This window comes from Actinomycetota bacterium (genome assembly GCA_040905475.1).
Classification (GTDB): domain Bacteria; phylum Actinomycetota; class AC-67; order AC-67; family AC-67; genus DATFGK01.
The window spans coordinates 1-22,758 of record JBBDRM010000119.1; the positions used below are offsets into that span (position 1 = coordinate 1).

A 22,758-nucleotide genomic window follows, 5' to 3' on the forward strand; every position below is an offset into this window, starting at 1 on the left:
ATCACTGAGGAAGGGATCGATGGAGAAGTACGTCTTCTGGGTCATGGCGTTCCTGTCGCTCGGGAGCGCGATCCTGATGATCCGCGCGCGGAATCCCATCCACAGCGCGCTGCTCCTCGTTCTGAACTTCTTCACGCTGTCGGTCTTCTACGTGCTGCTGGACGCGCATTTCCTGGCTGCGGTGCAGGTCATCGTCTACGCCGGGGCGATCATGGTGCTGTTCTTGTTCGTCATCATGCTGCTCGGCGTCGACCGGGACGACGTCGTCGAAGAGAAGATCCCGCTGCAGTATCCGCTGGCGATCGTGCTCGGGCTCGCTTTCGCCGGCCTCGCCGTCTGGACGCTGCACACCACGGTCGGCGGGGTGCAGTTCCAGGGGCTCGAGGCCGCGAACCAGGGCGGCAACGTCGAGGCCGTCGGCCGCGTCCTGTTCACGAAATACATGTTCCCCTTCGAGGTCGCCTCACTGCTCCTCATCGTCGCTGCGGTTGGCGCGATGGTTCTCGGGCGGCGCAGAGAGGAAGAAGAACGCGCCTCCATGATCGGCGACTCGACGCCTGATGGACGTGATCCCGCGCGAGAGCCGGCGAAGGTCTGGGACGAGCCTTGATCCAGCCCGCGCAGTACCTGGCGCTCGCCGCCATGCTTTTCACGACCGGGGTCGTCGGGGTTCTCACTCGGCGTAACTCGATCATCATCTTCATGTCGATCGAGCTCATGCTGAATGCGGTCAACCTCACGCTGGTCACGTTCGCGCGCATGAACGGCAACCTCGACGGACAGGTGCTCGCGTTCTTCGTGATGATCGTCGCGGCGGCTGAGGTCGTGGTCGGGCTCGCGATCATCATGTCTGTTTTCCGCCGGAAGGCCAGCGCGTCGGTCGACGACGCCAAGACCCTCAAATGGTGAACGCGCGTGGCTGACGTCCCGTCTGCGGTCAACGTCGCCTGGCTCATCCCGCTGTTCCCGCTCGCCGGGGCGACGTTCTTGTTGCTCATCGGCAAGCGCGCCGGCAAGGCCGCCGGGCCCCTGGCCACGCTGATGATGGTGGCCTCGTTCGTCACTGGACTGGTGACCTTCGTCCAGGTGACCCACAGGCCCGTCGGGGAACGTTCCTTCATCAAGCCGGTCTACGACTGGATCGTCTCCGGCAGCTTCGGGGTATCGCTCGATCTCCGCATCGACCCGCTGTCGCTCGTGATGATCCTCGTCGTCACCGGCGTCGGCGCGCTGATCCACCTCTACTCGATCGGATACATGCACGACGATCCTCGGTACCCGCGCTACTTCGCGTACCTGAACCTGTTCGCCTTCTCGATGCTCCTGCTGGTGCTTGCGAACAACTTCCTGGTCCTGTACGCCGGGTGGGAGCTGGTGGGGCTCTGCTCCTATCTGCTGATCGGGTTCTGGTTCGAGCGTCCGTCCGCGTCCGGCGCCGCGAAGAAGGCGTTCATCACCAACCGGGTCGGCGACCTCGGGTTCGCGATCGGGATCGTGCTTATCTTCGTCTCGTTCGGCTCCCTCGACTACGACACGGTCTTCTCCCAGATCGGCTCATTGGGCGGCGGGAGCTCCACCGCCACGGCGATCGGGCTGCTGCTGCTGGCCGGCGCCGCCGGCAAGAGCGCGCAGATCCCGCTGCACGTCTGGCTCCCCGACGCGATGGAGGGCCCGACGCCGGTCAGCGCCTTGATCCACGCCGCGACCATGGTCACCGCCGGCGTGTACATGGTCGCCCGATCGCACGCGATCTTCGAGGCCTCGGCGTCCGTTGGGGATGTGGTCGCGTGGATCGGGTTAGCCACTGCCTTGATGGCCGCGTACATCGCATTCGTGCAGGACGACATAAAACGAGTCCTCGCATATTCGACGATCTCCCAACTCGGCTTCATGTTCGTCGGTGTCGGGGTCGGCGCCTACACGGCGGGCGTGTTCCACCTCGTGACCCACGCGTCCTTCAAGGCGCTGCTGTTCCTCGGGGCCGGTGCGGTGATGCACTCGCTCGCCGGCGAGACCGACATGACGAAGATGGGCGGGCTGGCGCGCAAGATCCCGTTCACCGCGACGGTGATGATCGCGGGGTGGCTCGCGATCATCGGGTTCCCCGGCACGAGCGGCTTCTTCTCGAAGGATCAGATCCTCGAGGGCGCGTACGCGAGCGGGCATACCGTGATCTGGGTGTTGCTGCTCGTCGCGACTGCCGGCACCGGCTTCTACATGTCGCGGCTGATCTTCCTGACATTCTTCGGGAAGAGCCGACTCGAGTCGCACCAGCACCCGCACGAGTCCCCGCCGGTGATGGCGTTCCCGCTCGGCGTGCTCGCTGCCCTCGCGCTGGTCGGTGGACTGCTGGGGCTGAGCCCCCACGGCGGCAGGATCCAGCAGTTCCTCGCGCCGACGGCCGAAACGTTCGCGATCACCGCCGGAACCGATCTCGCATCGGGCACCCAGACGGAGCATGTGGCGGAAGGTCATGCGGTTCTCCCCGGCGCCGTGCTTCCCCCGGCCCCTGAGGAAAGAGGATCCGGGCTCTCGCCGCTCGCGCTATCGGCGATCGCGACCACTGCCGGGCTGACCGGAGTGGGCGTGGCCGGGTACATGTACCTCGGCGCGTTCGACTGGCAGCGCCGCCGCCAGCGCGCCGGGTTGGCGTGGCGAGCGGCTCGGAACCGCCTCTACATCGACTCCTTCTATGAGTTCCTGTTCACCAGCGTCGGCAGGCTCGTCGCCGCGACCCTCGCCTTCGTCGTCGACGCGAGATGGATCGACGGCGTCGTCAACAACGTCGGGCGCGGAATGACCCTGCTCTCCGGCACGGTGCGCAAGGTCCAGACCGGCTTCGTTCGCACGTACGCGCTCGGCGTGCTCGCCGGAACCGTCGTGCTCGTCGGGCTCCTGGTCGGGAGGACCCGCTGATGGGCATCCTTTCCTGGACGCTGTGGCTCCCACTCGCCGGCGCAGCCGTGCTGGCGTTCGTTCCGAGCGCGCGCCACACCGCGATCCGGTGGTGGGCGCTCGCGGTGTCGGTCGGCGGCTTCGGAACCTCGCTCGCGGTGCTCGCGCGATTCGACAAGTCGGACGCCGGCTTCCAGCTCGTCGAGCAGCACCAGTGGATTCGCGCGTTCGGGGCGAGCTACAAGGTCGGCGTCGACGGCATCAGCCTCTGGCTTGTCGTCCTCACCGCGTTCCTGTTCCCGATCTGTGTGCTCGCGTCGTGGAACGTGACGCGCAACCCGAAGCTCTTCATGGGGCTCCTGCTTGGCCTCGAGACCGCGATCCTCGGCGTCTTCCTGTCGATGGACCTGCTCCTCTTCTACGTGTTCTGGGAAGGGATGCTCGTCCCGATGTACTTCCTGATCGGCTACTGGGGGTACGAGCGTCGCGTTTACGCCGCCGTGAAGTTCTTCCTGTACACGCTCTTCGGCGGCCTCGTGATGCTCGCCGGGATCCTCGTCGTCGGGTTCCAGGCCCGGTCGGCGCTCGGCCATGTCACGTTCGACTACGAGCAGCTGTCGCAGGTCGCGTTCTCCACCGGCATCCAGAATTGGCTGTTCGTCGCGTTCTTCGCGGCGTTCGCGATCAAGATCCCGCTGTTCCCGTTCCACACCTGGCTGCCCGACGCGCATACCGAGGCGCCGACCGCGGGCTCGATCATCCTCGCCGGCGTGCTGCTCAAGCTCGGCGGGTTCGGGTTCCTGCGGTACTCGCTGCCGCTGTTCCCCGACGCCGCGCGCGACGCCGTGCCGTGGGTCGTCGCTCTGGCGCTGATCGGGATCGTGTATGGGGCGATCGTCTGCGCGATGCAGAAGGACCTCAAGCGCCTGATCGCGTACTCCTCGATCTCGCACCTCGGGTTCGTGGTGCTCGGCATCTTCGTGTTCACGATCCAGGGGCTCAGCGGCGGGACGTTCCAGATGATCTCCCACGGCCTGTCGACGGGCGCGCTCTTCCTGCTCGTCGGTATGCTCTACGAGCGGCGTCACACGCGAGAGATCTCGGACTTCGGCGGGCTGGCTACCGCAGCCCCGGTCTACGCCGGCCTGTTTCTGATCGTCGCGCTGTCGTCGTTGGGACTGCCCGGGCTGAACGGCTTCGTGGGGGAGTTTCTGGTGATCCTTGGGGCTTTCGCCAGGAACCGCGTTTGGGCTGTGATCGCGGCCACCGGCGTGATCTTCGCTGCGGTCTACCTTCTCTGGGCGTACCAGCGCGTGTTCCACGGACCGATCACGATCGAGGAGAACCGCCTCATCCCCGACGTGACGCTGCGCGAGGCCGTGGCGCTCGTGCCGCTCGTCGGTCTGATCATCTTGATGGGCTTGTGGCCCAAGCCGTTCCTCGAGCGCATGGAACCCTCGCTCGAACGCGTCCGCGCGCGTGTTGTCCAGCAGGAGCCCGTCGCGTCGCTGCAAGACGCCTCGCCGGGGACGGGCGGCTGACCATGTTCGAAACGCCCGAGATCGCCTGGCGCGCAATCGCTCCCGAGCTGGCGCTCGTGGGCGGCGGCGTCCTGACGCTGCTGATCGACGCCTTCCGGCCGCGCGTGCGGCGCGCGATCCTCGCCTTCCTCACGCTCGCGAGCGTCGGGCTGGCCTCGTGGTTCACCTTCGACCTCAAGGACACGCGCGATGTCGTGATGCAGGGCACGCTCGCCGTCGACGGTGTCGCGCTGTTCGGCAAGCTGATCCTGCTCGCCACCTGCGCGATGACGGTCGTGATCTCGTACCACTACCTGTCGCATCGCCGGATCCACCGCGGCGAGTACTACCCGCTCATCCTGTTCTGCACCGCCGGCATGACGCTGCTCGCCGCCGCCAACGACCTCCTGCTGGTCTTCCTCGCGCTCGAGCTCCTCTCCCTTTGCCTGTACGTTCTGGCGGGGTTCGCCCGACGGGACGACGCGTCCCAGGAGAGCGCACTGAAGTACTTCTTGCTGGGCGCGTTCTCGTCCGCGTTCTTGCTTTACGGGATCGCGTTGATCTACGGGGCGACGAACACCACGAACATCTCCGCGATCTCGCAGGTCGCCGCAGCCGTGAACCCGCGTCTGATGTTCTTCGCGATGGGGCTGCTCGCGGTCGGCTTCGGCTTCAAGGTCGCCGCGGTGCCGTTCCACATGTGGACGCCCGACGTCTATCAGGGCGCGCCCACCTCGGTTACCGGCTATATGGCCGCCGGAACCAAGGCGGCCGGCTTCATCGCGTTGCTTCGGGTCTTCCAGGTCGGGCTCGGGCCGTTGCAGTGGGACTGGCGGCCGGTTCTCTGGATCGTCGCGGTCCTGACGATGACGGTCGGCGCCGTGGTGGCGATCACGCAGACCGATCTGAAACGCTTGCTCGCGTACTCGTCGATCGCGCACGCGGGCTACGTGCTGATCGGAGTGATCGCCGCGAACCGGGACGGCACGGCCGGAGCCCTGTTCTATCTGCTGGTGTACGCCTTCATGACCCTCGGCGCGTTCGCCACGATCATCGCGAGCGCGCCGGGAGGCCGCGAGCGGCTGCACCTCAACGAATGGACCGGCCTCGGCCAGCGTCACCCGCTCTTCGCCGGGCTCATGACCTTGTTCTTGCTGTCGCTCGCCGGCATCCCGCCAACCGCCGGCTTCATGGGCAAGTTCTTCGTGTTCTCCGCGGCGGTCGAGGCCGGGGAGACCGGGCTCGTCGTCGTGGGGGTGCTCACGAGCGCGATCGCCGCCTTCTTCTACCTCAAGGTGATCGTTGCGATGTGGCTCCAAGAACCGGCGCCGGGGGACGCCGGCCTCGGGCAGTCCACGGCGCTGACGTTCGGATTGGCCGTCGCGGCTGCGGTCACCGTCGCCGTCGGCGTTTGGCCGCAAGGCTTGATCCAGCTCGCGCGCAACGCCGGGATCTTCACGGGATAGCCAGCCGAAAGGGAACGGTCCGTCGATGATCTCAGCGCGAGAGGCATGCGAGCGTCTGCGAGAGGGGAACCTGCGCTTCGTATCGGACCTTGAGAGCCGTGAGGGGCTCGCGAGTCAAACGCGCCGAAACGAATTGGCGAGTGGTCAGGAGCCGTTCGCCGTCATCCTCGGATGTTCCGACTCGCGGGTGCCGGCCGAGATCGTCTTCGATCAAGGCCTCGGCGACCTGTTTGTGATCCGCGTTGCCGGCAATATCGTCGCTTCTTCTCAAGTCGGTAGTGTCGAGTTCGCCGCAGCGCGGTTCGGCACGCGGCTGGTCGTAGTTCTGGGGCATTCCCAGTGCGGCGCCGTTATGGCAACCCTGGAAGAGCTTCAACTGCCGTCTGGTACCCAGTCGCCGCACCTTCGTTCGATCCTGGACCGCGTTCGGCCGTCCGTGGAAGCGTTGGCTACGGAGCTCAGTCACGACCCTGATGCTCTTATCCGGCAGGCCGTTCGGTCGAACATCTGCGCCTCAGCGGATCAGCTGCGACACGGATCGGAAGTCCTCGAGCACCTGATCCGAAACGATGGGCTGATGATCGTGGGTGCCGAGTATTCGCTCGAGACCGGCCTCGTGGACTTCTTCGACGGCGAGCCGGGGGTGGGCTGATGACGAAGGCCGCCGTCGAGATGGCGGCGCCCCTGCTCCGATAGGGTTCGGCCATGCCGGAAGGCAACGATCCGACCGCCGTCGTCGACGTCGACGTCCGAGCCGATCTGGACCTCGTCGAGGAGACGCTCCGAGAAGCCGTCGACTCCAGCGATCCCTTCGTGCGTGAGGCCGCTTCGCATCTGCTCGAGGCCGGGGGGAAGCGGTTCCGTCCGATGCTGGTGCTGCTGTCCGGCCACCTCGGCGACCCGAAGGATCCGCGGCTCATCCCGTGCGCGGCCGCGATCGAGCTGACCCATCTCGCGACGCTGTACCACGACGACGTCATCGACGAAGCGCTCCTGCGCCGGGGAGCTCCCAGCGCCAACGTGCGCTTCGACAACTCCGTCGCGATCCTGACCGGCGACTATCTCTTCGCGCGCTCGTCCAGCCTCGCCGCGGAGCTGGGCACGTACGTCAGCCAGGTCCTCGCCGACACGATCGGCCTTTTGTGCGAAGGCCAGATCATGGAGACCAACCACGCAGGCACCGACCGTCAGACGGTCGAGCGCTACCTCGCCGTCGTCGAGCGCAAGACGGCCGCGCTCCTGGCCACGTCCTGCCGCCTCGGCGCCTGGCTCGCCGGCGTTCCGGAGGCGCAGGTCGAAGCGGTTACCGAGTTCGGCCGCGCCGTCGGGGTGGCCTTCCAGCTCTCCGACGACGTGCTGGACATCGCCGGCCGGGAGGAGGAGTCGGGGAAGACCCCCGGCACCGATATCCGCGAGGGCGTCTGGACCCTGCCGGTCCTCGAGACGCTCGCGGGTCGGGTGCCGGGCGCGGATGAACTGCGGGCAGCGCTGTCCGGTGGGGACGTCGATGTCGCGCTCGAGCTGCTTCGGACCAACGGCTCGATCGAACTGGCGCTGGAAGCGGTGGGTGACTGGGCGCGTCGCGCGAAGGAGGCGCTCGCCGCGGTTCCGGACGGGCCCGGGCGGATCGCTCTGGAACGGCTCGCCGACTTCTTGACGGGGCGAACCGGGTGAGGGCGCGCTCCGCTTTTGGGGCGCATCACCGCCTGGGTTAGAATGCCGCGCGTCACGCTCGTGATGGTTTTCACGAGCGCTCACATGGCCCGAGAGCAGCCCAAACGCTGTGATCGGGGCGGAGAACGAAGCCCTATTTGTCGGGACCGTAGGGGGCGGGAGTGACGGACTACTTCTGGCAGTACGGGACCGTTGGGGCGGTCGCCATCGCGGGGGCCATCCTCGTCAGCGGCGTGTTCTTCCTCAACCGCTTGGTGCGGCCTCGCAAGGACCGCCCCGAGAAGCTCACCACCTACGAATGCGGCATCGACCCGGTGGGACAGGGCTGGAGCCAAACCCAGATCCGCTACTACATCTTCGCGTTCCTGTTCGTCATCTTCGATGTGGAGAGCGTTTTCCTCTTCCCCTGGGCCGTCGTGTTCGAGGACTTCCCGAACCCGGGGCAGGTGCTCGTCGAGATGGTGATCTTCATCGGCATCCTCGCCATCGGGCTTCTCTACGCTTGGAAGAAGAAGGTGCTGGAGTGGATCTAGCAGGTAGCCCATGGGCCTGATCGACAAGGTCGAAGTTCCTCAGCCGATCAAGTTCGTCCTCAACTGGGGGCGCAAGTATTCGCTGTGGGTCATGAACTTCGGCCTCGCGTGCTGCGCCATCGAGCTCATCGCCGCGTCGACCTCACGGCACGACTTCATCCGCCTCGGCGTCATCCCGGTCGCTCACGGGCCGCGCCAAGCCGACCTTCTCGTCGTCGCCGGCACGCTCACCGACAAGATGGCGCCGGCCCTCAAGCGCGTGTACGAGCAGATCCCCGAGCCCAAGTACGTGATCAGCTTCGGGTCGTGCTCGAACTGCGGCGGCCCTTACTGGGATTCCTATTCGGTAACCAAGGGCGTCGATCAGATCGTCCCCGTGGACGTGTACGTGCCGGGCTGCCCGCCGCGGCCCGAGGCACTGCTCGAGGGGATCCTCCGCCTCCAGCAGGAGATCGGGAAGGAATCGCTCAAGGAGCGGTTCGAGCGCGCCGATCGCGAGCCGATCGTCGTCGGAGGCAACTTCGGCCCGGTGGATCTCTCGAACCGATGACGCCCGAAGAGCTCGTCGCCCACCTCCAGGAGGTCGACGCGTCCGCCGTCGAGCGGCACGAGCTTCAGTTCGGGCAGCTTTCGGTCTGGGTGCCGGCGGCGAAGTGGCAAGAGTTCGCTCGCCACCTCAAGGGCTGCGGGCGCTGCCGCTTCGACATGATCACGTTCATCTGTGGCGTGGACTGGCCCGACGACAACGAGATCGAGATCGTCGCTCACCTCTACTCCGTTCGCCGCCAGCACAAGATCAACATGAAGATCAGGGTGCCGCGTGAGGACGCGAGGGTCCCGACCCTGTCGGGCGTCTGGCGGGGAGCCGACTGGCACGAGCGGGAGACCGCCGAACTGTATGGGGTCATCTTCGAAGGCCACCCACACCTGGTGAAGCTGCTGCTTCCCGAAGCCTTCGAGGGGTATCCCATGCGCAAGGACTTCCTGCTGATGACCCGCGAGGCAAAGGAATGGGAGGGTCGCGAAGAGCCCGGCCCACCCGGGTCGAGTCCGCGCCCCGGCCGCGTCCCGACGAGTGTCGGCGCTTCGCCGGCACGGGGACACGCCGCCGCAGCCGTCGCGGCCGCTCCGTCCCCGGCAGAAGGCGGGCCCGCTGCGCCGGCCGCTGCGGAGGAGCCGTCTGCCGCTCCCGCCGCCCCAACCGAAGACGATCCCGCAGCGTCCCCGAGCGACCGGGGCGATGCGTGATGGCGATGACCGAGGAGCGCTCCGCGATGTTCCCCGGCGGCCCCGGCGAAGGCATGGAGCTGATCGTTGCCGGCGAGGGCGAGCTCGCGACCGAGGAGATGATCCTCAACATCGGCCCGCAGCACCCCTCGACGCACGGCGTGCTCCGGGTGGTCATCACGCTCGACGGCGAGCGCATCACCGACGCGGAACCGGTCATCGGATACATGCACCGGGCTTTCGAGAAGCTCGCGGAGGCGCGCGACTACCGGCAGATCATCGCGCTCGTGAACCGGCACGACTGGCTTTCGGCCTACGGCAACGAGCTCGGCGTCGCGCTGATCGTCGAGAAGATGATGGGCCTCGAAGTGCCTCCGCGCGCCACGTGGATCCGCATGCTCCTCACCGAGTGGAACCGGGTGCTGAACCACCTGATGTTCCTCGGCTCCTACGGCCTCGAGCTCGGCGCGATGACGCCGATGTTCTACGCGTTCCGCGAGCGCGAGGACATCCAGGCGCTCATGGAATCGGTGACCGGCGGCCGTCTGCACTTCACCTCCTGCCGCGTCGGTGGGCTCAAAGAGGACCTGCCCAAGGGCGCCCTCGACCACTCGCGCCGCCTGGTGAAGAAGGTGCGCAACCGCCTCTACGACTACGAGGGCCTCCTGCTCGGCAACGAGATCTTCAAGAAGCGAACGGTCGGCGTAGGATCGCTGCCCGGTGAGGTCGCGAAGGACTACGGCGTCACCGGTCCGATCCTCCAAGCCTCGGGCGTCGCCGAGGACTCACGCAAGACCGAGCCTTACCTCTTCTACGACCAGGTTGAGTTCGATGTTCCGGTCGGCGAGAACGGCGACTCGTTCGACCGGTTCAACGTCCTGTACGGCCGGATCCAGCAGTCGCTCCGGATCATCGAGCAGGTCAACGACATGATCCCCGCCGGGCCGATCATCCCCGGCAAGATGCCGAAGACGATCAAGGCACCGGAGGGGAATTACTACCTGCGGACGGAGAACTCGCTGGGCGAGTGCGGCTACTACCTTGTCTCGCGCGGCGACAAGTACCCGTGGCGCATGAAGATGCGAACGCCCTCGTTCTCCAACGTCAGCATGATCCCGTACCTTCTTCCCGGCATCCTCGTCCCGGATCTCATCGCGGTGCTCGGGAGCGTGTTCTTCGTGGTCGGAGACGTCGACCGGTGAGCGCGACGCGATGATCTTCGAGCGGTACTTCGACAGCGTCTGGGTCGTCTTCGGGCTGAAGATCGGCGCCGTCCTGATCTTCTTCCTCACGGCGCCACTCGTGATCGGCTACGCGGAGCACAAGATCCTCGCACACATGCAGGCTCGCCTCGGGCCGATGGAAGCCGGCCGGTTCCACGGCTGGGCTCAGCTCATCGCCGACGGCGTGAAGTTCATCCAGAAGGAGGACATCCGCCCGGCCGCGGTCGATAAATGGGTGTTCACCCTCGCCCCGATCATGGTCGTCGTGCCGGTCGTCATGATCTTCGCCGTGATCCCGTTCGGGCCCAACGGCTGGTGGGTCGAGAACATGGACCTCGGGCTGTTCTTCGCGCTCGCGATCTCGGCGATCGGCGTGATCGGCATGCTGATGGCCGGATGGGCGAGCGCGAACAAGTTCTCGCTGATCGGCGCGATCCGAGGCGCCGCCCAGCTGATCGCGTACGAGCTCCCGCTCGTCCTCGCGGCCGCGGCGGTCGCGATGCAGGCCGGGACGCTCTCGCTCGTCGGCATCGTCGAGGCACAGGACGCCTATTGGTACGTGCTCCCGCAGTTCGTTGGATTCGGGATCTTCGTCACCGCAAGCCTCGCGGAACTCTCTCGTCCGCCGTTCGACATGCCGATCGCCGACTCGGAGATCATCTTCGGACACATGACCGAGTACTCGGGCATCAAGTTCGGGATGTTCCTCCTGGCCGAGTACGCGGGCATCGTCGCGCTGTCCGGTCTCGCGACCGTGATGTATCTCGGCGGCTGGAAGGGGCTGCTGATCCCCGGTATCCCGACTCCGCTGTGGACACTGGCGAAGATCGGCGCAGTGTCCTTCCTCGTCATCTGGCTGCGAGCGACGTACCCGCGTTTGCGCGAGGACCAGCTCCAGAAGATGGCGTGGAAGTACCTGATCCCGTTCGCGCTCGCGAACATCCTCCTCACCGGCGTCTTCAAGGTGGTGTTCTAAAGCCATGCCCATGCCGAAGACGAAGGAGGAGGCGCTCGAGCGGCTCCGCGCGGTCGAGAAGAAGATCGCCACAAAGAAGATCATCGGGCCGGCGTACGGGCTCGCGAAGGGGCTCTCCGTCACGCTGCGCACGATGACCAGGCGATCGGTCACCCAGCAGTACCCGCACGTTGTGCCGGACCTGCCGCCGCGCACCCGTGGGGTGATCGCGTTCAAGGAAGAGAACTGCACGGTCTGCATGCTCTGTTCGCGCGAGTGCCCCGACTGGTGCATCTACATCGAGTCACACAAGGATGTCGTCCCGCCCAAGACGCCGGGCGCGCGCGCTCGAACCCGCAACGTGCTCGACCGCTTCGCGATCGACTTCGCGCTCTGCATGTACTGCGGGATCTGCGTCGAGGTGTGCCCGTTCGACGCGCTGTTCTGGAGCCCTCACTTCGAGTACTCGGAGCTCGACATCGAGGGGCTCACCCACGAGATGGAAGTGCTCGGCGGTTGGATGGATTACGTCAAGGTTCCTCCCGAGCTGGAAGTGGGAGCCGAGCCCGAGCCTGAGCGCGAAGCGCCCATGAAGGCGTACGAGCCCGCCGGCGTCGCGGCGGTCGCGACGGCGCCGTCGACCGCTACCTCCGCGCCCGCACCGCCGGCTGCGCCTTCCGCACCGACTGCTGAGCCCGCGGCTGCAACCGCTGAAGCACCGGCCGCAGCGCCCGCCGGAGCTCCTGCGGCGCCGGCGGTTGAGGAGGATCACGGACCGGTGGAGATCGATGACGAGACGTATCAGCGCGAGCTCGCGGCGGGGAAGCCGGAGCGGGTCGCGCGGGCGCTGGCCAAGCGAGCGTTCGTCGTCAAGCGGCGGAAGGGCGGCGCGTGAGCGGGCACGAGGTCATCTTCACGATCATCGTCGCGATCGCCGGCGTGGCCGGCGCGCTCGTCGTCTCGAGCCGCAACGTCGTCCACGCGGCGCTCTACCTCGTCGCGACGCTCGGTGCGGTTGCGGCGCTGTTCCTGCTCCTCGGCGCCGAGTTCGTCGGTTGGACCCAGGTCCTCATCTACGTCGGCGCGATCGTCGTCCTGCTGCTGTTCGGGATCATGCTGACGAAGGCGCCGATCGGAAGCGCGACCCTCGACAACCAGAGCAGGGGCATAGCGTTCCTCGTTGCCGCCGGAACGTTCGGCGTGCTGACCTGGCTGATCTGGGACGCGTTCGGGGACGACACGATCCCGCTGAAACAGGCCGTGAGGACCGAGGAGATCGGCCGGTCGATGTTCGATCGGTTCGTGCTGCCGTTCGAGGCGATATCGGTGCTGCTGCTCGCGGCCCTCGTCGGCGCGATCGTGCTGGCACGCAAGGAATAGCGGACAGTGAGGGAGGACAACAGAACGTGAACCTCGCGTGGGTGCTGACTCTCGGTGCTCTCCTTTTCTCGATCGGGATCTACGGCGTCCTTGCTCGCCGCAACGCGGTGCTGGTTCTGATGTCGATCGAGCTGATGCTCAACGCCGTCAACATCAACCTGATCGCGTTCGGCTCCTTCTTCCAGGATCAGCTCGCCGTCGGGCAGATCTTCGCGCTGTTCGTGATCGCGGTCGCAGCCGCTGAGGTCGGGATCGGGCTCGCCATCGTGCTGATGATCTACCGGAACCGCGAAACGGTGAACCTCGACGAGGTGGACCTCCTGAAATGGTGACCGCGCTCGCCGTCGTACAGGAGCACGCCGAGGAGGTCCTGGCGACCTCAGGCAACTGGGCCACGGAGCACGCGTGGTTGATCCCGGTCCTTCCGCTCGTGGCTTTCTTCCTCATCCTGGCGTTCGGCAAGCGCATGCCGAGGAAGGGAACCGAGATTGGCATCCTCGCGGTGGGAGGCTCGCTCGCCCTTTCGCTGTTCGTCCTCATCGGCGATTACGTCGGCGGTGGCGGCCCCGTTGTCGAGCGCGAAGTGGACTGGTTCCCCTTCGGCGCGGATCTCGGTCTCGGCCTTGGGATGAAGATCGACGGCCTCGTCGCGGTGATGTTCGTCGTCGTCACGCTCGTCGCGCTCATGGTGCAGATCTACTCGACCGCGTACATGCACGGAGACAAGCGCTACACCTGGTACTACGCGGCGCTGAACCTGTTCACCGGCTCGATGCTCAACCTGGTCATCGCGAACAACCTCATCCAGCTCTTGATCGGCTGGGAGCTCGTCGGGATCTGCTCCTACCTCCTCATCGGGCACTGGTGGGAAGAGAAGGAGAACTCGAGTGCCGCCATCAAAGCCTTCGTGACGACCAAGACCGGCGACATCCCCTTCTTGATCGGCATCTTCGTGCTGTTCGCCGCAGCGAAGACGTTCAACATCACCGAGATCACCCACCTGGTCGAGGAAGGAGATCTCTCGCACTTGACGCTCACCGCCGCCGCGATCCTGCTCTTCGGCGGGGCGATCGGGAAGAGTGCGCAGTTCCCGTTACACGTGTGGCTCCCCGACGCCATGGCGGGCCCGACGCCGGTGAGCGCGCTGATCCACGCCGCCACGATGGTGACGGCCGGTGTGTTCCTCGTCGCCCGGCTGTTCCCCGTCTTCGAAGCGTCGCCGGAGGCGCTCAACGAGGTCGCGCTGATCGGCGCTTTCACGATGCTGATGGCCGCGCTCTTAGCCATGGTGCAGGACGACATCAAGCGCGTCCTGGCGTACTCCACGATCAGCCAGCTCGCGTACATGATGGCCGCGCTGGGCATCGGCGCCGGGAACGCCGCCATCTTCCACCTCTACACGCATGCGTTCTTCAAGGCGCTGCTGTTCCTCGGTGCCGGAAGCCTGATCCACGCCGTGCACTCGAACAACATGAGCGAGATGGGCGGCCTCAAACGTGTGATGCCGACGACCTACAAGACGTTCGTGATCGGCTCGCTCGCGCTCGCCGGGATCCCTCCGCTTGCCGGTTTCTGGTCGAAGGATGAGATCCTCACCGAGGCCTATCGCTTCGGAACCGGCGCCGTGGAGGCGCACGGGACCCAATTCGTGGCCTTGATCGTGTACGGGGTCGGCGTCCTGACGGCGTTCCTGACCGCCTTCTACATGTCGCGCGCCATCCATCTCACGTTCGAGGGCTCGTACCGAGGGAAAGGCCACCCTCACGAGTCCCCGCCGGCGATGACGAGCCCGCTCGTCATCCTCGCCGTGCTCTCGGTCGTCGCCGGGTTCGCCGGCGTGCCGGGCTGGCAGTCGGGCTTCGGCGCGTGGGTCGGCGTCGGAGGCGAGACCCACGTCCCGAGCGCCGACTTCATCCTGATCCTTGTGTCCGTCGCCGTCGCCGTCGGAGGGATCGCGCTCGGTCGGCGCATGTACATGCCGGCTCCTGCGCGCGAGCCGCTCGAACGGATGGGTTTCTTCTATCGGTTGCTCCAGCGCAAGTACTACCTCGACGATTTCTACTGGGTCGCGATCGTGCGACCGATCCGCGACTACGTCTCTCGGGCGATGTACTGGGTCAACCAGAAGGTGCTCGACGGCGTGGTGAACGGCGCGGCCGCCGGGGCCAAGACGACCGCGCAAGGGCTGTACAAGTACGTCGACCAGAAGGTGATCGACGGCGCCGTCAACGGCGCCGGCATCGGAGCCCGTCGCAGCGGAGGATTGCTCAAGTACCTGCAAGGCGGCGACATGCAGCGGTACGCGGCGTATCTGTTCGGCGGTGTGGCGATCTTCGCATTCCTTTTCACTCGGTTCGGATAGCAGGGGGCGCGGATGGAAACGTTCGATACCTGGGCACTCTCGCTGGTGGTGTTCCTGCCGCTCGTGGGGGCGCTGGCGATCACGGTCGTCCCGAAAGCGCAAGAGGCTGCCGTCCGCGCCGTCGCGCTGGTCGCGAGCGGAGGATCGCTCGTCGTCAGCATCATCGTGCTGGCGCGCTTCGATTTCGACAACACGCGCGTCTTCCAGTTCTCGGCCGACAAATCGTGGATCGAGACGATCGGCGCCCGCTACCACATGGCGATCGACGGGATCAGCCTCCCCCTTCTGATCCTGTCCACGCTCCTGGTGTTCCTGTGTGTCGTCTACTCGACGAAGATCATGCCGGAGCCCCACCGGCCGAAAGGCTTCTTCGCCCTGATCCTGCTCCTCGCGACCGGCATGGCCGGCACGTTCGTCGCACTCGATCTCGTGCTGTTCTTCGTCTTCTGGGAGCTCGTGCTCGTCCCGATGTACTTCCTGATCGCGATCTGGGGCTCCGAGCGCAAGGAGTACTCGGCGATCAAGTTCTTCCTGTACACACTCTTCGGCAGCGTGTTCATGCTGCTCGGCTTCCTGGCCATGTACTTCCGCTCCAAGCACCCCGTCACCGGAGCGCACACCTTCGACATGATCGCGTTACAGGGTCAGACGTTCGGCAGCAAGGCCTTCATCAACCTCGTTTTCGCCGGGCTGTTCCTCGGCTTCGCGATCAAGGTGCCGATGTGGCCGTTCCACACCTGGCTCCCGGACGCGCACGGCGATGCCCCGACGGTCGGCAGCGTGCTCCTTGCCGGCATCTTGCTGAAGATGGGCACCTACGGCTTCATCCGTATCGCGCTGCCGCTTCTGCCCGAGGCCGCCCGCGACTGGGCGCCGTACATCGGCGCGCTGTCGGTCGTTGCGATCCTGTACGGCGCCTTATGCTGCCTCGCCCAGAAGGACATCAAACGGCTGATCGCTTTCTCGTCGGTCGGCCACATGGGCTTCATCATGCTCGGCATCTCGACCCTGACCGACACGGGGATCAACGCAGCCATCTTCGGCATGGTGGCGCACGGCGTGATCACCGGCATGCTGTTCTTCCTCGCCGGATCGATCTACGAACGGTTCCACACACGCCAGATCGACATGATCGGGCCCGGCATGATGCAGGTGATGCCGTACCTCGGCGGCATCCTGGCCTTCGCCGCGATCGCGTCGCTGGGCCTGCCCGGCCTTGCCGGTTTCTGGGGTGAGGTGCTGGCGCTCCTCGCGGCGTTCAACCCGGCGCCCGGGCTGAACACCGGACTGTTCCGTACCTACATGGTGCTCGGAGGCGTCGGCACGATCCTGACGGCCGGATACATGCTTTGGTTGATCCAGCGGCTCAACCTCGGGAAGGCCTCGGAGCAGCATCTCGGTGAGAAGCTCCCCGATGTCCGGCCCGTCGAGCTCGCCGCGTGGTCGCCGCTGCTCGTCGGGATCCTCGCGCTGGGCATCTACCCGCGCGCCGTTCTGGAGATGACCAACAGCGCCGTCTCTGGACTGACCGCACTGTTCTCCTGACATGAGCCCCATCGACCTGCACGCCGCGCTCCCGGAGATCATCCTCACGGGCGCGCTGCTGCTCGTCCTCTGCGTCGACCTGTTCCTGCCGGACGAGAAGAAGAAATGGAACGCGCTCGTGGCGCTCGCCGGGGTGCTCGGATCGCTGATCGCGGTCGCCACGCTGGTAGGGGAGCGGCGCACGACGTTCGCGGGGATGTTCGTGATCGACGGCTACGCGCTGCTGTTCAAGTTCCTGTTCCTCGCCGTCGCCGTCATCGTTATCCTCATCTCGGCCGACTACCTCGACACGAACACGCGCAACGCTCAGGGCGAGTTCTACTTCCTCCTTCTGTCGAGCTTCCTCGGCATGCTCCTGATGGCGTCCGCGCGCGACCTCATCATGCTCTTCGTCGCGCTCGAGCTCGTCAGCGCCCCCGGGTTCTTGGTCGCCGGCTTCAAGAAACGAGATGCGCGCTCGAACGAGGCGGCGATCAAGTTCTTCCTGTTCGGCGTGCTCTCCACCGCGATCATGCTGTTCGGCATGTCCTTGATCTACGGGGTCACGCGCGCGACGAACCTGATCGATATCGCGACCGCGCTTCAGAGCCGTGGGGACGACCCGCTCGTGTTCGCGAGCATCCTGCTGATCCTGGCGGGGTTCGGCTTCAAGGTCTCGGCGGTGCCGTTCCACTTCTGGGCGCCCGATACGTACGAGGGCTCGCCGATCCCGGTCGCCGCGTTCCTCTCGGTGGCCTCGAAGGCCGCAGGATTCGCCGGGATGTTGAGCCTCATGTTCGTCGGCTTCGTCCACCAGACCTCGGCCTGGGCGCCCGGCTTCGCCGTCCTTGCGGTGCTCACGATGACGATCGGGAACGTCGTCGCGTTGACGCAGACGAACATCGTCCGGCTTCTCGCCTACTCGTCGATCGCGCAGGCCGGCTACATGCTGCTGCCCTTCGCCGTCGTGGAGGGTGCGTCGCCTCAGGTTCTCCGCGAGGCCTTCGCCGCCTCGCTCACCTACATCCTGATCTACTCCTTCATGAACATCGGCGCGTTCGCCGTCGTGATCGCGGTCGCGCGCAAGCAGCCGTCGAACCTGATCTCCGACTACGACGGCCTCGCCCAACGTGAGCCGGGTCTCGCCGCCGCGATGCTCTTCTTCCTTCTTTCGCTCGCGGGCATCCCCCCGCTCGCCGGCATGTGGGCCAAGTTCTTCGTCTTCTCGTCGGCGATCGACGCCGGCTCCGCCTGGCTCGCGGCCGTCATGGTCGTCAACAGTGTGATCGGGCTCTACTACTACCTATCCGTCGGCTCTCGTATGTACCTGCGCCCGGCGGAGGACTCCTCCCCGCTCGGCGTCCCTTATCCCGTGGCCGTCGCGATAGCCATCGCCCTTATCGTCGTCATCGCCGTGGGCATCTACCCCGACTTCTTCAACCACTTCTCGCCGAGGTCGACGCTCGTCGCCGGCTGAATCACCGGTAGCGGCACCACCCGTCGAGAGCTGAACGAACGTTCTCTCAGCCGGCGCTCAGCAGCGCAGGTACCATAGGTAGCGGAGAGGTCGGCGTCTCAAGACGCTGGGAGCTCCAGGGACCCCGAAGCCAGGGTGGCCGGGTCCAGAGGAGGGTCTGGAGTGAACAAGAACGTCATGAAGACGTTCGTGTATCTCGCCGCGCTCAGCGGGTTGTTCCTCTTCGTCGGGAACATGCTCGGCGGGAGGCAGGGTTTGACGATCGCGCTGGGCCTGGCGGCCGTCATGAACCTGGGCTCGTACTGGCTGTCCGACAAGCTCGTGATCAAGATGACTCGCTCGCGGCCGGTGTCCGAACAGGAAGCCCCTTGGCTCTACACGATCGTGCGGAACCTCACCCAGCGTGCCGGGATGTCCATGCCGAAGCTCTACGTGATGCCGGCGGCGCAGCCGAACGCGTTCGCGACGGGACGCAACCCGGAGCACGCGGCGGTCGCAGTTACCGAGGGGATCCTCAACGTGCTAGACGAGCGCGAGCTTGAAGGTGTGCTCGCCCACGAGCTTGCCCATGTCAAGAACCGCGACATCCTGATCGGTTCGGTCGCGGCGACCATCGGCGCGGCGATCAGCTACCTCGGGTACATGATGTTCTTCTTCGGAGGCCGGGACGACGAGGACTCCGGGCCCTTCGGCGCTCTCGGCATGCTGCTCTTCTTCATCCTCTCGCCCATCGCGGCCGCGCTGATCCAGATGGCGATCTCGCGCTCTCGCGAGTCGCAAGCCGACCGGTCCGGGGCAGAGCTGCTGGGCGACCCCACGCCGCTCGCCAAGGCGCTCATCAAGATCGACGCGGCGGCCAGGAATGCGCCGGTTCCGCAGATAAGCCCGGCCGTCTCGCACGTCTTCCTCCAGAACCCACTTCGCGGCGCGAAGGTGTCGAAGCTCTTCATGAGCCACCCGCCGCTGGAGGAGCGTATCGAGCAGCTGCGGCGGCTCGGCGCACACGTGTAACGAAACGGACGAACCCAACGCGACCCCGGCCGACAGGCCGGGGTCGCTCGGTTCCCGCCCGAGGATATTCAAGTTTCGCTTTGCCCGGTTCTCCGCGAGCGCGACGTTGGCGGAGGGGCTTCGCGGGTTCCGCCATACCTTTTCCCGTCGGCGACTCGTTGCCCTATCGGGGAGGAATCCCCGCTCGAAGCGTCGAAAACGCCACCCTCGCGCCGGGGAGCAACGCGAGCTCCAGGAGGTTCAGCTGATCGGTCGTCGGATGGGGATCACAGCGGTCGGCCTGGCCGCGAGCTTCGCCCTGCTCCTTCCCCCGCCGGCTCAGGCGGATCACTGCCTCGTCGGGTTGTTGTGCAAGCACGAAACCCCGACCCCCTCACCGAGCCCGTCGCCGTCATCCTCGCCCAAGCCCAAACCGAAACCGAAGCCTTCCTCCAGCCCGTCCCAACCGAGCTCGTCGCAACCGAACGGCTCCGGGCCGGCGCCGGCGCTGCGGAGCGCCGTGAACTATGTGCTCGATATCGCCAATACGGCCCGCAACACCCAACGTCTTCTGGATCTGATCGCGCGGCTCCAGCCCGCCGGGGTCCCGGTGACCCAGCAGCAGCTCGTGCGCGGATTCGGTCGCTTCCCGGTGGTCGGGTACGTCTGGTACCACGACGACTACGGCGCGCCGCGGTACACGCCCTACTTCCATCTTCACGAGGGGGTCGATCTTTTCGCGGTGTCGGGGACGCCGGTGGTCGCGACCGTCGACGGCGTGATCGAGAAGATCGCGAATGGCTCCATCGGCGGCATCTCGATCTGGCTCACGGGCGACGACGGGATCACCTACTACTACGGTCATCTTTCCGGGTACGCGCCGGGGGTCGTCGCCGGGAAGCGAGTACGGCTCGGGGATGTCATGGGGTTCGTCGGCGACACCGGGGTCGCGAAGGGAACCTATCCGCACCTGCATTTCGAGATACACCCCCGAGGCGGCCCGCCCGTGTCCCCGAAGCCGGTGCTCGACTCGTGGCTCCTCCAGGCCGAGTCGAACGCCATCAACGCGTATCAGCGCCTCGTCGAGTACAACGCGCTGAATCAGCTCGGCGGAGCCCGGTGGCAGGCGGTGTTCGACCTGATGCGCCAGCCGGCGGCGCCGGTCCCGGCGCTGTGGCAGGTGGCGGTCGACCCGGCCGGCACGGCGCTCGGTCTCGACGTCGCGTTCGAGAAGCTGGCGTGGGGGAGCGGGCCGACGACGCTCGGAACCGGCGCCCTCGACAACGCGGAGGTGCTCGCGATGATCAGCTCCGCGTGGCAGAACCCACTCTGGTCGACCCGCGCGACTACGACAGAACCCGGCCCTTCGCTGGCTTCCTTCGGACGCTAGACCCGGCCGTCGGGCGCCTCGACCGCCCGCCAGCAGTACCAGGCAGCCACCGAGCGATACGGTCGGAACCGCTCACCCAGGACACTCAGCTCCTTCGGCTTGGGAAGCTCGGTCAGCTTGTAGGCGCGGGCGTAGCCTTTGCGCACGCCGTAATCGTCCACCGGCCACACGTCGATCCGGCGCAGCTGAAACATGAGGAACATCTCCGCGGTCCACCGGCCGATACCTCGAACGACGACGAGCCGGTCGATGATCGCCTCGTCTCGAAGCCGCGTTAGGTTGTCCACCGGTACCGTGCCGTCGAGGATCTTCGCAGCGAGGTCGCGGATCGACGCCGCCTTGTTGGGGGATAGGCCGGCGCCGCGGAGCGTCGCCTCGCGCTTGGCGAGCACAGCCCTCGGGGAGAACTCTCCATCGAACAGTCCCCGGAAACGGCCCCAGATCGCGGCCGCGGCCGCCCCGGCAAGCTGCTGGTACACGATCGACTCCGCGAGCGCCTCGAAGTGACCTTGCGTGCTCCGCCCGATCTTGCACGACCCGAACCGATCGACCAGCTCCCGCATCACATGGTCGCTGGCGGCGAGCTCGCGGCTCGCTGCGGTGTGGCTGACTCGCGGCACGACGCGAGGATGATATCCGCGGCGGAGAGCGCGGCGTCGTGATGAAATGCGCGGATGCCCGACGTGCTGCTCGCAACCGGCGCCGAGCATCCAGATCTCTGGGAAGACGAGCTCCTGCTCGTCGACGCGCTCGCCGACCGCGGCGTTTCCGTTCTCCCTGGGGTGTGGAGCGATCCGACGGTCGACTGGGTAGCGGCCCGGCTCGTCGTGATCCGCTCAGCGTTCGACTACATCCGCGACCGCCTCGCGTTCTGCGCCTGGGCCGAGCGCGTCGAGGCGACGACGCCGTTGCACAATCCGGCCCGCGTGCTCCGCTGGAACTCCCACAAGTCTTACCTGCGAGAGCTCGAGGCCGCCGGCGTTCCGATCGTACCTACCGCGTGGATCGACGCCGGCTCCCGCGCCGATCTCGCCGGATTGCTCGCCGAGCGGTCGTGGCGCGACGTCGTGCTCAAGCCCGCAGTGGACAACGGGGCGCGCGGCGCGCTGCGCGTCCACGCCGCCGATCCCAAGCGCGGGCAGTCGCATCTCGACCTTCTTCTCGCCGATCGCGACGTCATGATCCAGCCGTTCGTTACAGCCACCGAGACCTCCGGCGAACGGGCGATGATCCACATCGACGGCCGCTTCTCTCACGCGATCCGCAAGGATCAGATGCTCGCCGGCCGGACGTTCTCGCTCGACCGAACGCCACCGATCGATCCCGACCCCGACGAGCTGGCGCTCGCCGAGAAGGTCCTCTCGCTTATCCCCGAGTCACCGCTGGTGTACGCGCGCGTCGACGCGGTGATGGACGACGGCGTCGCCCGCCTGATGGAGCTCGAGGTTATCGAGCCCGTGCTGTTCTTCTCGAAGGCGCCGGGCTCGGCCGAACGGATGGCCGCCGCGATCGCGGAGCGTCTTTAACGGTAGTTCGTGAACTGAAGCGGGATGTCGAAGTCTTTCTCTTTGAGCAGCTGGATCGCGCTCTGCAACACGTCCTTGCTCTTGCCCGAGACCCGCAGGTGGTCTTCCTGGATCGCGGCTTGAACCTTGATGCCGCTGGCTTTCAAGACCTTCACCATCTCACGCGACTTCTCGGACGAGATCCCCTGGTTGATGTCGATGACCTGCTTGAAACCCCCACCGCCGGTCTCCTTGAGTGGGCCGATCTGAAGCGCCTTCAAAGGCACCTGGCGCTTGACGCACTTCTCCTTCAGCACCTCGACCGCGGCGGTAACGCGATGGTCGGTACCGGCGCGCACCTCGAGCTGCAGGTCGCCGGTCCACTCGACCTCCGCGCCCGTCCCCTTGAAGTCGAAACGGTTCTGGAGCTCCTTGCGCGTCTGGTTCAGCGCATTGTCGACCTCCTGCCGGTCGACCTTTGAAACCACATCGAACGAAGAGTCTTTTGCCACCTCAACACCTCCTGCCGGCCCGGTACACTACCCCGGCACGGGGTGGGGTACCCAAGCGGCCAAAGGGGCCTGACTGTAAATCAGGTGGCTCAGCCTTCGGAGGTTCGAACCCTCCCCCCACCACG

Annotated in this window: 23 protein-coding genes and 1 tRNA gene; 22 read left to right on the forward strand and 2 right to left on the reverse strand. The window is 66.1% G+C overall.

Features of this window, described 5'->3' with window-relative positions; genetic code table 11:
• The 20 genes from WEB06_14310 to WEB06_14405 all read left to right on the forward strand — a co-directional run.
• Positions 1-610: NADH-quinone oxidoreductase subunit J (locus WEB06_14310; protein ID MEX2556786.1), on the forward strand; the 610-nt coding region annotated here is incomplete at its 5' end.
• Entirely contained in the window at positions 610-909 is a 300-nt protein-coding gene (gene nuoK, locus WEB06_14315; GenBank protein ID MEX2556787.1) for an NADH-quinone oxidoreductase subunit NuoK, read from the forward strand. The genes WEB06_14310 and nuoK (WEB06_14315), both read left to right, overlap by 1 nt.
• Before the next feature lie 6 nt (positions 910-915).
• Positions 916-2,916 (forward strand): NADH-quinone oxidoreductase subunit L, encoded by a 2,001-nt coding sequence (gene nuoL, locus WEB06_14320; GenBank protein MEX2556788.1) that lies wholly within the window; start codon positions 916-918, stop codon positions 2,914-2,916.
• Positions 2,916-4,436 carry an NADH-quinone oxidoreductase subunit M gene (locus WEB06_14325; GenBank protein MEX2556789.1) on the forward strand — a complete coding sequence of 507 codons (1,521 nt, stop codon included), beginning with the start codon at positions 2,916-2,918 and terminating at the stop codon, positions 4,434-4,436. The genes nuoL (WEB06_14320) and WEB06_14325 overlap by 1 nt, the downstream gene beginning before the upstream one ends.
• Positions 4,437-4,438: 2 nt before the next feature.
• Positions 4,439-5,881, forward strand: coding sequence for an NADH-quinone oxidoreductase subunit NuoN (gene nuoN, locus WEB06_14330; GenBank protein MEX2556790.1), 1,443 nt, complete (start codon positions 4,439-4,441; stop codon positions 5,879-5,881).
• 25 nt (positions 5,882-5,906) lie between these two features.
• Positions 5,907-6,533, forward strand: coding sequence for a carbonic anhydrase (locus WEB06_14335; protein ID MEX2556791.1), 627 nt, complete (start codon positions 5,907-5,909; stop codon positions 6,531-6,533).
• 53 nt (positions 6,534-6,586) lie between these two features.
• Positions 6,587-7,555, forward strand: a complete 969-nt coding sequence (locus tag WEB06_14340; protein ID MEX2556792.1) for a polyprenyl synthetase family protein — start codon at positions 6,587-6,589, stop codon at positions 7,553-7,555.
• Positions 7,556-7,716: 161 nt separating this feature from the next.
• On the forward strand, positions 7,717-8,088 hold the full coding sequence (locus tag WEB06_14345) for an NADH-quinone oxidoreductase subunit A (GenBank protein MEX2556793.1): 372 nt from the start codon (positions 7,717-7,719) through the stop codon (positions 8,086-8,088).
• Between the two features lie 10 nt (positions 8,089-8,098).
• Complete coding sequence (locus WEB06_14350; GenBank protein MEX2556794.1) at positions 8,099-8,638, forward strand: NADH-quinone oxidoreductase subunit B family protein; 540 nt, start codon at positions 8,099-8,101, stop codon at positions 8,636-8,638.
• Entirely contained in the window at positions 8,635-9,336 is a 702-nt protein-coding gene (locus WEB06_14355; protein MEX2556795.1) for an NADH-quinone oxidoreductase subunit C, read from the forward strand. The genes WEB06_14350 and WEB06_14355 overlap by 4 nt, the downstream gene beginning before the upstream one ends.
• A gap of 53 nt (positions 9,337-9,389) precedes the next feature.
• Positions 9,390-10,517 carry an NADH-quinone oxidoreductase subunit D gene (locus WEB06_14360; protein MEX2556796.1) on the forward strand — a complete coding sequence of 376 codons (1,128 nt, stop codon included), beginning with the start codon at positions 9,390-9,392 and terminating at the stop codon, positions 10,515-10,517.
• Positions 10,518-10,527: 10 nt separating this feature from the next.
• Positions 10,528-11,514: an NADH-quinone oxidoreductase subunit NuoH gene (gene nuoH / locus WEB06_14365; GenBank protein ID MEX2556797.1), complete on the forward strand. Its 987-nt coding sequence runs from the start codon at positions 10,528-10,530 to the stop codon at positions 11,512-11,514.
• A 133-nt stretch (positions 11,515-11,647) separates the two neighbouring features.
• Positions 11,648-12,388: a 4Fe-4S binding protein gene (locus WEB06_14370; GenBank protein ID MEX2556798.1), complete on the forward strand. Its 741-nt coding sequence runs from the start codon at positions 11,648-11,650 to the stop codon at positions 12,386-12,388.
• The gene (locus WEB06_14375) at positions 12,385-12,873 is read left to right on the forward strand and encodes an NADH-quinone oxidoreductase subunit J (GenBank protein MEX2556799.1); all 489 of its coding nucleotides are present in this window, start codon (positions 12,385-12,387) and stop codon (positions 12,871-12,873) included. The genes WEB06_14370 and WEB06_14375 overlap by 4 nt, the downstream gene beginning before the upstream one ends.
• Before the next feature lie 26 nt (positions 12,874-12,899).
• A complete protein-coding gene (nuoK, locus tag WEB06_14380; protein MEX2556800.1) occupies positions 12,900-13,205 on the forward strand; it encodes an NADH-quinone oxidoreductase subunit NuoK in 306 nt (101 codons plus the stop codon).
• Positions 13,202-15,235, forward strand: coding sequence for an NADH-quinone oxidoreductase subunit L (nuoL, locus tag WEB06_14385; protein ID MEX2556801.1), 2,034 nt, complete (start codon positions 13,202-13,204; stop codon positions 15,233-15,235). Before nuoK (WEB06_14380) ends, nuoL (WEB06_14385) begins: the two co-directional genes overlap by 4 nt.
• Positions 15,236-15,247: 12 nt before the next feature.
• A complete protein-coding gene (locus WEB06_14390; GenBank protein MEX2556802.1) occupies positions 15,248-16,780 on the forward strand; it encodes an NADH-quinone oxidoreductase subunit M in 1,533 nt (510 codons plus the stop codon).
• Position 16,781: 1 nt separating this feature from the next.
• Positions 16,782-18,236, forward strand: a complete 1,455-nt coding sequence (locus WEB06_14395; GenBank protein ID MEX2556803.1) for an NADH-quinone oxidoreductase subunit N — start codon at positions 16,782-16,784, stop codon at positions 18,234-18,236.
• A 162-nt stretch (positions 18,237-18,398) separates the two neighbouring features.
• Positions 18,399-19,247: a zinc metalloprotease HtpX gene (locus WEB06_14400; GenBank protein MEX2556804.1), complete on the forward strand. Its 849-nt coding sequence runs from the start codon at positions 18,399-18,401 to the stop codon at positions 19,245-19,247.
• 499 nt (positions 19,248-19,746) lie between these two features.
• Positions 19,747-20,616, forward strand: a complete 870-nt coding sequence (locus WEB06_14405; protein MEX2556805.1) for a M23 family metallopeptidase — start codon at positions 19,747-19,749, stop codon at positions 20,614-20,616.
• On the opposite strand, the gene WEB06_14410 is transcribed toward WEB06_14405, so the two are convergent.
• Entirely contained in the window at positions 20,613-21,236 is a 624-nt protein-coding gene (locus tag WEB06_14410; GenBank protein MEX2556806.1) for a DNA-3-methyladenine glycosylase 2 family protein, read from the reverse strand. The two genes, WEB06_14405 and WEB06_14410, sit on opposite strands and share 4 nt — an antisense overlap.
• 54 nt (positions 21,237-21,290) lie before the next feature.
• On the opposite strand from WEB06_14410, the gene WEB06_14415 reads away from it, so the two are divergent.
• Complete coding sequence (locus WEB06_14415) at positions 21,291-22,142, forward strand: hypothetical protein (GenBank protein MEX2556807.1); 852 nt, start codon at positions 21,291-21,293, stop codon at positions 22,140-22,142.
• Here the strand turns inward: WEB06_14415 and WEB06_14420 are convergent.
• Positions 22,139-22,633, reverse strand: a complete 495-nt coding sequence (locus WEB06_14420) for a YajQ family cyclic di-GMP-binding protein (protein ID MEX2556808.1) — start codon at positions 22,631-22,633, stop codon at positions 22,139-22,141. The two genes, WEB06_14415 and WEB06_14420, sit on opposite strands and share 4 nt — an antisense overlap.
• Positions 22,634-22,674: 41 nt before the next feature.
• Between WEB06_14420 and WEB06_14425 the strand changes: the two genes are divergently transcribed.
• Positions 22,675-22,756 (forward strand) — tRNA-Tyr (locus tag WEB06_14425).
• The last annotated feature ends 2 nt before the right edge of the window (positions 22,757-22,758 follow it).